Raw genomic sequence first — 2,094 nt, 5'->3', positions numbered from 1 at the left:
CCATCATGAAAACGGTAGATATCCCCACCAAACGCCGTTAAATCAATCTCATATAGGTTAAGAATGGCGTTCTGACTCAGTTCGGTAACCTCAATCCGCATCTCTTTTGGTATGTCTCTCATGCCACCACCTCCTCAAAGAGACAACTAATAGACCAGATCACCCGCTGCCTGTTCACTGTCCACGAACGACAAACAAAAGTGCGCAATTGATTGTCGTCACTGGTTCGCCATGTAAAGGATTCCACCGCGCCTCGTGCCCGTAGGAACTCGTCAATAGCTCGCCCTGTTTCCGCCAGCTCAACAAAGCTGAGTTGGTAGCGTTTCAACTGATTATTAATGCCATCTTTTACTCTTTGTTCGTAGCCATCACCGAACTTGATGACCTTTACTCGCGGCTCGTGTGTCACCTCATAGTTATCTTGAGGCCGCCATTTGAATTCTTTTGTCATATTTCACCCATTAAAAAACCCTCCGAAGAGGGTTAGGTGTTGTGCAATGAAGTAGCCATAAAAATGGATTGACTTTAATCCAATGTTAATTGTGTTGGCCTGCATTCATACAGAGCCGCAAATTTTTCCAATGTTACTTGCCGTGGGCGTTCTGCTTTTTCAAACTGAGAAACTGCGGCTTGCTTTACTCCCAGTCTGTTTGCCACTTCTGTTTGTGATAAACCGCGATATATACGCCATGCTGCATGAAGTGTGATTTCTTCATCAACCATAATACTAATCACTTCATGAGGAATAGTTTCATCATCATTAGAGCCTTTGGTGTAAGGAATGCTGACATAATCTTCATCACGATCCATCGCTGCAAGCAAGCGTTCATACTCCTCAATAGGCAGCACGACAGATTGCTTGTTACCGTTCTCATCTGTAATAAACTGGATACCGGCCATATTATCTCCAATATTGTGTTGACCCTGACATGAATAGAGGAAAAGCAGGCGGGAATACCCGCCATGCCAGTCAATATGTATTTGTTTGTCTTCGCTTAATTTCCTGCACCTCTAAAATTTTCGGCTCTTTACCCGAAAGCTCAAACAGAATTCGGTAATCACCTACCCTCAATCTGTATTTAGCTTCCGTTCCCGCTAATTTTCTGATGTCCAAATCCACAAGCGGGAAACCAGTCAGCAGATCCACTTTATTTTTAATCGCTTTCTGATATCTCGTATCTATCCTGATTAACTGCTTGATTGCCGCTTTAGACCAAATCACTTTGACCATTATTTCCCCTATTATTAAAGAGCATCTCCGTTTTCAGGATGCTTTAATTATAAGTCATAATGCTTATACAAGTCAATAAATACTTATAAATATGGATTAATGCTTATATCAATGTTTGTATAATCATATAAAGATGCTAGTTATTGGGATTGCGCTATTGATTTAACATTCCACCGGGGCGACCCTCATCTATCAATACATCATAAATGGATTTTTTCACCATCCCAGACAGTAATCGCGCATCTTGCTCAGAGAATCCCCCCTGAGTCTGCACATTAAATGAAATATTGATACTGCCAACAGATGCGCCACCTCCTCCTTTTCCAATATCCCTATTACTAACCACCTTGCCCCTGTCACCCGGAATCATGTATTGATGACCGTTATTGGCCTTGAATATTTCAGGCTTGTTATTTTCACCAATGCGATAAGCACCGTTAGGACTAACTGGGCCACCATTCTTACGCGCCCCCAGCAGCGCAATCATGGCAGGTACAGCGGTTGCCATTGCCATCATCCCGAATGTCGCAGCACTGCCCATTGTTGCTACACTGGTAGCCGCAGCCGCAGGAGCCATTGCCGTGGTAATCGTTGCACCTGTAGCCACGGCCGATGCCGCCGCCGCAGTGTTAACTGCCTTGCCGATGATCATGTTCTTGATTTGCTGGATACCCATCTGAACCAGTGCAGATACAGCCTCATTGGTGATGGTTAGTGCTAGGTTTCGCATAGCTTCATTGGCGGTTTGGGTGCCGGTTAACAGTCCGGTTATCGAATTGGCAGAGCGCTGTCCCAATGACTCCATTGCATCGCCCAGAAATTGATACATCTCATTCTGACTCTTCCATTGATCCCATTGGGCG

Annotated in this window: 3 protein-coding genes and 1 pseudogene; all 4 read right to left on the bottom strand. The window is 44.5% G+C overall.

Annotated elements, in window-relative coordinates; all coding sequences use genetic code 11:
• Window positions 1–118 precede the first annotated feature (118 nt).
• Window positions 119–451, bottom strand: a complete 333-nt coding sequence (locus Xbed_RS18435) for a phage tail protein (RefSeq protein ID WP_086114276.1) — start codon at window positions 449–451, stop codon at window positions 119–121.
• A gap of 74 nt (window positions 452–525) precedes the next feature.
• Window positions 526–900: a helix-turn-helix domain-containing protein gene (locus Xbed_RS18430; protein WP_086114275.1), complete on the bottom strand. Its 375-nt coding sequence runs from the start codon at window positions 898–900 to the stop codon at window positions 526–528.
• 70 nt (window positions 901–970) lie between these two features.
• Complete coding sequence (locus Xbed_RS18425) at window positions 971–1,231, bottom strand: type II toxin-antitoxin system RelE family toxin (RefSeq protein ID WP_086114274.1); 261 nt, start codon at window positions 1,229–1,231, stop codon at window positions 971–973.
• A 154-nt stretch (window positions 1,232–1,385) separates the two neighbouring features.
• Window positions 1,386–2,094, bottom strand: a pseudogene (locus tag Xbed_RS19850) (tape measure protein); the annotation flags it as partial.

Origin of the sequence: Xenorhabdus beddingii, from assembly GCF_002127545.1 — a bacterium.
GTDB classification, from domain to species: Bacteria; Pseudomonadota; Gammaproteobacteria; order Enterobacterales; family Enterobacteriaceae; genus Xenorhabdus; species Xenorhabdus beddingii.
This window is presented reverse-complemented; position numbering and strand designations above follow the sequence as displayed.